A 7635-nucleotide genomic window follows, 5' to 3' on the forward strand; every position below is an offset into this window, starting at 1 on the left:
CTGCTGGCGCCGGCGCTGTGCCTGCCGCAGCCGCCGGCGGCCTGGCTTCTGTCGGCTGCGGCCATGGCGGCGGCGCAGCTCTGGCTGGCACGGCGGGCCCTGCGCGGGCTCGGCGGCCAGACCGGCGACGTCCTGGGCGCCCTGCAGCAGGCGGGCGAGGCCGCGGGGCTGCTGTCCCTGGCCGCGCTGCTGGGGACGCCGTGACGTTTCTTGGCTTTTTCTTGACCGGCTTTAGCGGTTCGTTCATACGAAACGGCTACATCGAGGGGGAAAAACCCCTGCATGAGGGCCATAACAACATTTGAGGGAGGTTGTCACATGGGCGCCCTGCTGGGGCTTTCTCGCGGCATCGACCGCGTCAACTCGGCGATCGGCCGCAGCGCAAGCTGGCTGATCCTCGTCGCCGTGCTGGTCAGCGCCGGCAATGCGGTCATCCGCAAGGCGCTGAGCACCTCGTCCAACGCCTGGCTGGAACTGCAATGGTATCTCTACGGCGCCGCCTTCCTGGGCGCCGCGGCCTATACGCTCAAGGAAAACGAGCATATCCGCATCGACATCATCTATGGCCTGTGGACGCGCCGCCGCCAGCACTGGATCGACCTGATCGGGCATGTGTTCTTCCTGATGCCCTTCGTCACGCTGATGATCTGGTATATCTACCCCTGGGTGCTGCGCTCCTGGCACAACGGCGAGGTCTCGACCAATGCCGGCGGGCTGGTGCTGTGGCCGGCCAAGATGCTGCTGCTGGTCGGCTTCGTCATGCTGTTCTTCCAGGGCATTTCCGAGATCATCAAGAAGATCGCCGTCATGCGCGGCATCATCGAGGATCCCACCCCCTTCGTCTCGGTGCATGAGGCTGCCGCCATGGAGGGCGAGGTGATGGTGCGCGAGATGCAGGCCGTCTTCGACGAGGATGCGGATAACGGGGAGAGCCGCAAATGATGGAATTCATTGCGGTGAACATGGCGCCGATCATGTTCGCCTCGCTGGTGCTGTTCCTGCTCTTCGGCTATCCGGTCGCCTTCGCGCTGGCCGCGAACGGGCTGATGTTCTTCGTCATCGGCGTCGAACTGGCCCCGCTTTCGGGCGGCAACATCAACCTCGACTGGCCGCTGCTGAACGCCATGCCCGAGCGGCTGTGGGGGGTGATGTCGAACGAGACATTGCTGGCCATTCCCTTCTTCACCTTCATGGGCATCGTGCTGGAGAAATCCGGCATGGCCGAGGATCTGCTGGACACGGTGGGCCAGCTGTTCGGCCCGATCCGCGGCGGCCTGGCCTATGCGGTGATCATCGTCGGCGCGCTGCTGGCGGCGACGACCGGCGTGGTCGCGGCCTCGGTCATCGCCATGGGGCTGATCTCGCTGCCGATCATGCTGCGCTATGGCTACGACCGGCGCATCGCCTCGGGCACTATCGCCGCCTCGGGGACGCTGGCGCAGATCATCCCGCCCTCGCTGGTGCTGATCGTGCTGGCCGACCAGCTCGGCCGTTCGGTCGGCGACATGTACAAGGGCGCGCTGATCCCCGGCCTGGTGCTGACCGGCATGTATATGGCCTACATCTTCGTGATGTCGATCATCCGGCCGAACAGCCTGCCGGCCCTGCCGAAAGAGGCGCGGACCCTGGGCTCGGGCGTGACCTCGCTTTTCGTGGCGCTGGCGCTGACCGTCGGCATGGCCTGGCTGGCCTTCCGCTGGCTCTATCCGACGCAGGGCAGGGATGCCGACATCCTGGCCCCGGCGCTGGCGGTGATCGTGATCTATGTGCTGGCGCTGCTCGACAAGGCGCTGAAGGTCAACCTGATGTCGCGGCTGGCGCAGCAGGTCGTCATCGTGCTGATCCCGCCGCTGGCGCTGATCTTCCTGGTGCTGGGCACGATCTTCCTGGGCATCGCCACGCCCACCGAGGGCGGGGCCATGGGCGCGGTCGGCGCGCTGCTGCTGGCCGGGATCAAGGGCCGGCTGGGCTATGGCGTGATCCGCCAGGCGCTGCTGGCCACCACGCGGCTCTCGGCCTTCGTCATGTTCATCCTGATCGGGGCGCGGGTGTTCTCGCTCACTTTCTACGGCGTGAACGGCCATGTCTGGGTCGAGCATCTGCTGACCTCGCTGCCGGGCGGCGAATACGGCTTCCTGATCGCGGTCTCGGTGCTGGTCTTCCTGCTGGCCTTCTTCCTCGACTTCTTCGAGCTCGCCTTCATCATCGTGCCGCTGCTGGCGCCGGCGGCCGAGGCCATGGGCATCGACCTGATCTGGTTCGGCGTGCTGCTGGGCGTGAACATGCAGACCAGTTTCATGCACCCGCCCTTCGGCTTTTCGCTGTTCTTCCTGCGCTCGGTGGCGCCGAAATCGCCCTATCGCGACAAGGTGACGGGGCAGGTGATGCAGCCGGTGACCACCGGGCAGATCTATTGGGGCGCGGTGCCCTATGTCTGCATCCAGCTGGTGATGGTGGCGGTGGTGATGCTGTTCCCGGGCCTGGTCATGCATTACAAGGGCGCGCCGATCGACACCTCGAACATCAAGATCGAGATCCCCTCGGGCGGCGGCCTCGGCGGGCTGGGTGGCCTGGGCGGGTTGGGCGATCCCTTCGGCGCCCCAGCCGCGCCGGGCACCACCTCTGGAACGCAGGTCCCGGATGCGGCCCCCGGCGGCATCCCGGCGCCCGGCGGCCTGGGCGGTGCGCCGAATTTCGGCACACCGGCGACCCCGGCCCCGGATGCAGGAGCGGCACCGGAACCCGCAGCCCCGGAAACGGGAACGGCGCCGGAAACGCCCCCGGCCGCGCCCGCCCCGACGGAGGGGCTCGGCGGTCCGCTTTCCGGGCCGCCGCCGGGCCTGACCACCCCAGCGCAACCCTCGGGCAATTGACATGACAGGCGGCCCCGGAGCCGCCTTTCTCATGGTCGGGGGACGGCCAAGAAAAAGGGCCGCCGCGAGATCTCTCGCGGCGGCCCCGACAGTCCCGGGACGCTCTCAGAGCGTGCCGTTGCGCTGCTGGATCATCATGAAGGTGTCATAGGTATATTCGGCGGTCTGATTGTAGAGATACCAGTCCGCCCGCGCCACCTTGATCGACTCCCAGATCTTCTTGAAGGCGGCGTTCGAGCCTTCCAGCTCGGCATAGACCTCGTTCGCGGCCTTGTAGCAGGCGTCGAGGATTTCGGCGCTGAACGGACGCAGCTGGGCGCCCGAGGCCACCAGCTCCTTCAGGGCGATCGGGTTCAGGTGGTCGTATTTCTGCAGCATGTTGGCGTCGGTCGCCTGGCAGGCGCTGCGCAGCAGCGACTTGTAGCTCTCGGGCAGCGCCTCGTATTTCGCCTTGTTGAAGAAGAAATGCACGGTCGGGCCGCCTTCCCACCAGCCGGGATAGTAGTAATAGGGCGCGACCTTGAAGAAGCCCAGCTTCTGGTCGTCATAGGGGCCGACCCATTCCGAAGCGTCGATGGTGCCCTTTTCCAGTGCCGGGTAGATGTCGCCGCCGGCGATCTGCTGCGGCACCGCGCCCAGCCGCTCCAGCACCCGGCCGGCAAAGCCGCCGACCCGAATCTTCAGCCCCTGCAGATCGGCCACGGTCTTGATTTCCTTGCGGAACCAGCCGCCCATCTGCACGCCGGTATTGCCGCCCGGCAGGCCGAAGATGTTATGCGTGGCCAGGAACTCGTTATAAAGGTCGATGCCGCCGCCATGGTATTGCCAGGCGTTCATCGCCCGGGCCGACAGCGCGAAGGGCACGGCCGAACCCAGCGCGAAGGTCGGGTCCTTGCCCCAGCTGTAATAGCCGACGGTGTGGCAGGCCTCGACCGTGCCGTCGGTGACGGCGTCCTGGGCCTGCAGGCCGGGCACGATCTCGCCGCCGGCGAAGACCTGCAGCTGGAACTTGCCGCCGGTGGCCTCGGACAGGTATTTCGACAGCACCTCGGCGCCGCCGTAGATGGTGTCCAGCGACTTCGGAAAGGCCGAGGTCAGGCGCCATTTCACCTCGGGCATCTCCTGCGCGATGGCGGGCGCGGCCAGCGCCGCGCCGGCGGCCGCCGTGGCGCCGCCAACCGTGGCGCGGGTCAGGAAGGCGCGCCGGTCGAACTGGTTGGTTTTTTTCATGAGTTCCTCCGCATTGATCGGCCGTTTCCAGGCGGCCGACGACCGGAATGTTGCACGCCCCCGCCACCCTGTCGAGACGGCAGCGCCGCTTTCGCCGCCGATCCGGGCCTTGCCCGCGGGTGCCGTAGCGTCATCTTGTGCGCTGCCATGGCCGATCTTGTGGGAACATCATCGGGCCTACCCAAGCGATTTGGGCTTGCCTATACTGCCAGTGGTTTGGGGCTTTGGGGGAACAAGGGATGCGCTGTCCGTTCTGCGGAAATGTGGATACCCAGGTCAAGGATTCGCGTCCGGCCGAGGATAACGTGGCGATCCGGCGGCGGCGGTTCTGTCCGGCCTGCGGCGGGCGCTTCACCACCTATGAGCGGGTGCAGCTGCGCGACCTGGTGGTGGTCAAGTCCAGCGGCCGGCGCGAGGATTTCGACCGCACCAAGCTGGAGCGCTCGATCCGCATCGCCATGCAGAAGCGGCCGATCGAGCCCGAGCGCATCGACCAGATGATCTCGGGCATCGTGCGCAGGCTGGAAAGCATGGGCGACACCGACATCCCCTCGAAGGTGATCGGCGAGATCGTGATGGAGACGCTGGCCCGGATCGACACCGTGGCCTATGTGCGTTTCGCCAGCGTCTACAAGAACTTCCAGGCGGCGGACGATTTCGACAAGTTCGTGTCCGAGCTGCGGCCGGGCACAGTCGCGGAGTGAGCGACCGGCGCCACATGCGCCATGCGCTGGCGCTGGCGCGGCGCGGCCTGGGCAATGTCTGGCCGAATCCGGCGGTGGGCTGCGTGCTGGTGCGCGACGGCATCGTAGTCGGGCGCGGCTGGACCCAGCCCGGCGGCCGCCCCCATGCCGAGGCGATGGCGCTGGTCCAGGCGGGCGGCGCGGCGCGCGGCGCCACTGCCTATGTCACGCTGGAGCCCTGCGCCCATCACGGCAGGACCCCGCCCTGCGCCGAGGCGCTGGTGGGTTCGGGCGTCGCCCGCGTGGTCACCGCGCTGACCGATCCCGACCCGCGCGTCGCCGGTCGCGGCCATGCCATCCTGCGCGCCGCCGGGATCGCGGTGACCGAGGGCGTCTGCGAGGCCGAGGCGCGCGATCTCCAGCGTGGCTTCCTGAGCCGCATCCAGCGCGGCCGGCCGATGCTGACGTTGAAGCTGGCCGCCAGTTTCGATGGCCGCATCGCCACCGCCGCGGGCGAGAGCCAATGGATCACCGGGCCCGAGGCCCGCCGCCACGTCCATGCGCTGCGCCTGGGCCATGACGCCGTGATGGTCGGCGGCGAGACGGCGCGCGCCGACCGGCCGGTGCTGAACGTGCGCGGCTTCGGCCCGGTGCGGCAGCCGGTGCGCATCGTGGTCTCGTCGCGGCCCTTGCCCGACCTGTCCGCCGAGGGGCCCGGGCATGGCCCGCTCTGGCAGGTCGCCGGCCGGCCCGAGGAGTTCATGGCCGAGCTTGGCGCGCGGGGCCTGACCCGCGTCTTCTGCGAAGGCGGCGGGGTGCTGGCGGCCGGCCTGCTGCGGGCCGGGATGGTCGACCAGCTGATCGGCTACGGCGCCGGCCTGGTGCTGGGCGGCGACGGCCGGGCCGGGATCGCCCCGCTGGGGCTGGAGCGCCTGGCCGAGGCGCCGCGTTTCCGCCTGGTCGAGGTGCGGCGCATCGGCCCCGACCTCATGCATCGCTGGCTGCGCGATGAAGCAGTTGACTGTTAATCAATTGGTCGCGGCCTAGCGCCGCCAGAGCCAGGCATGGCCGCTGAGCGCGCCCTGCGCCTTGGCCAGAAGCCGGATCGAGGGGCCGGCCCTGCCGCCGAAACCGGGATCCGTCAACCGCGCCACGGCAATTTCGGGCGGGCAGGGCAGCCGACTGACCGGGTCGAAATAGCGCGGATAGGCGATCAGGGCGCGATGGATCAGCGTCGCCAGATCGGCCCGTGCCCGCCGGCGTTCGGGGATGCGGCCCAGATCGCGGGTCAGCCCCCAGCCGGCATAGAAGGGCGCGCCCAGCGTGGTCACCGGCAGGCCGCGCAGCAGCGCCTCGAATCCCAGGGTCGAGGTCATGGTCCAGACCTCGTCCACCTGCGCCATCAGCGCATCGGCGCCGGCCTTGCGGGCAACGACATCGGCCAGGCGCGCCAGCTCCGCCTCGGGGATCAGGCCGGGGCGCAGCCCGGCCTCGACATCGGGATGCGGCTTGTAGATCAGCACCGCGCCCGGATTCTCGGCCCGGACGCGCTGCAGCAGCGCCAGATTGCTGCGCACCGCGCCGGCGCCGAGGCGGATCGAGGCGTCGTCCTCGACCTGACCGGGCACCAGGATGCGGTGGCCCGGCGGCAGGGCGGGGGCCGGGCCGGCGAGGTTGTATTTGGTGATCCCGGATTGCGCCAGCAGCCGGGCCAGTTGCATGGCCCGCTCGCGCCCGCCGGGCGGCAGCGGCTCGGCCATCAGCCGCTCGAAGCGGCTTTCGCGGCCGGGATCGTAATAGATGCCCAGGTCGTCGGCGACCAGTGACAGCGGCGGCACCAGCGCCGCGCCCAGGCCGCGCGAGCGGATGAAGCCGTCCTCGATTCGCAGCGCGTGGGGCACGTCGACGGCGCGGTTGGCCCAGGCGAGCGTGACCTGCGGGTCCGGCCTGGCGACGAAGCGCACGCCCTTGCCGCTGCCGAAGAAGCGGGCGACGAAGGGGCGCTTCCACAGCCGGATGCCATAGGCACGATGGCCGTCGCGGTCCTGGCGCCAGGCGCGGGCCTCGGCCTCGATCTGGTTCAGCGCCCCCTCGAAATCGGTCAGCCGGTCCAGGCAGGGGTCGTACCAGGCCGGCGCGCGCAGATGGCTGGCCGCGAACAGCGCCTCGACCGGCGCCGGGCCGCGGCGGGGGAAGGCGTGCCGGTCCTCGGACAGGCCCCAGCCGGCATAGAAGGGCTGACCGAAGATGCGCGGCCGGTGGCCGGCCAGGATCGCCTCGTAGCCCAGCTGCGAGGACCAGGCATAGACCCGCACCGCGCCTTGAAGCAGTGCCCAGGGCGAGACCGGGCCGTCGCAAAGCGTCTCGCCCGGGTGCAGGTCGGCGGGGCCGAAATGGCCGGGGCGCAGGCCGGCGGCGGTTTCGGGATGGCTGCGGATCACCAGCGGCAGGCCGGGATTCTCGTCGCGGGCGGCCTGCAGCATGACCAGGAAATCCGCCCGCCCCGCCCCCAGCAGCGAGGCATCGCCGCGGGTCTGGTCGATCACCAGGACGTGGCTGGGCGGCGGTGGCGCGGCCTGCGGCAGATGGGCGTTGTATTTCGACAGGTCGGCGGCAATCAGCCGCTCGATGCCGGCGCGCGCCGCGGCCTGCAGCGCCGGGGTGCCCGGGTCCCGCACCAGCGTCTCGATCAGCGAGGGCGCGCCGGGGTCGAAATGCAGCCCCAGCGGGTCGATCAGCAGGCCGACGGGACCGCGGCGGGCGACCGGGCCGCGGGCGCGGCCGGGCAGGACCGAGCGCAGGAAGGCGTCCTCGACATGCACCAGCCGGCAGCCGCGCCGGGCGGCCAC

The 7635-nt window shown here is 69.6% G+C and carries 7 protein-coding genes; 5 read left to right on the plus strand and 2 right to left on the minus strand.

Annotation, left to right across the window (positions count from 1 at the left end; translation table 11 throughout):
- The 3 genes from I9P22_RS22370 to I9P22_RS22380 form a co-directional block, all read left to right on the plus strand.
- Positions 1-204, plus strand: a 204-nt coding sequence (locus I9P22_RS22370) for an adenosylcobinamide-GDP ribazoletransferase (protein ID WP_199262253.1), incomplete at its 5' end; no start/stop codon positions are given.
- Positions 205-318: 114 nt separating this feature from the next.
- Complete coding sequence (locus I9P22_RS22375; protein ID WP_199262255.1) at positions 319-942, plus strand: TRAP transporter small permease subunit; 624 nt, start codon at positions 319-321, stop codon at positions 940-942.
- Positions 939-2873: a TRAP transporter large permease gene (locus I9P22_RS22380; RefSeq protein WP_199262257.1), complete on the plus strand. Its 1935-nt coding sequence runs from the start codon at positions 939-941 to the stop codon at positions 2871-2873. The genes I9P22_RS22375 and I9P22_RS22380 overlap by 4 nt, the downstream gene beginning before the upstream one ends.
- Positions 2874-2978: 105 nt before the next feature.
- Here the strand turns inward: I9P22_RS22380 and I9P22_RS22385 are convergent, their stop codons facing one another.
- Positions 2979-4103 (minus strand): TRAP transporter substrate-binding protein, encoded by a 1125-nt coding sequence (locus tag I9P22_RS22385; protein ID WP_199262259.1) that lies wholly within the window; start codon positions 4101-4103, stop codon positions 2979-2981.
- Positions 4104-4342: 239 nt separating this feature from the next.
- Between I9P22_RS22385 and nrdR the strand changes: the two genes are divergently transcribed.
- Both nrdR and ribD read left to right on the plus strand, forming a co-directional pair.
- Positions 4343-4807, plus strand: coding sequence for a transcriptional regulator NrdR (nrdR, locus tag I9P22_RS22390; protein WP_199262261.1), 465 nt, complete (start codon positions 4343-4345; stop codon positions 4805-4807).
- Between the two features lie 14 nt (positions 4808-4821).
- On the plus strand, positions 4822-5814 hold the full coding sequence (gene ribD / locus I9P22_RS22395) for a bifunctional diaminohydroxyphosphoribosylaminopyrimidine deaminase/5-amino-6-(5-phosphoribosylamino)uracil reductase RibD (protein WP_199262265.1): 993 nt from the start codon (positions 4822-4824) through the stop codon (positions 5812-5814).
- Between the two features lie 15 nt (positions 5815-5829).
- Here the strand turns inward: ribD and I9P22_RS22400 are convergent.
- Positions 5830-7635 (minus strand): capsular polysaccharide biosynthesis protein (locus tag I9P22_RS22400; RefSeq protein WP_199262263.1); only part of this gene is annotated, 1806 nt, incomplete at its 5' end.

The sequence above is a fragment of the Paracoccus binzhouensis genome, from assembly GCF_016446475.1.
Classification (GTDB): domain Bacteria; phylum Pseudomonadota; class Alphaproteobacteria; order Rhodobacterales; family Rhodobacteraceae; genus Paracoccus; species Paracoccus binzhouensis.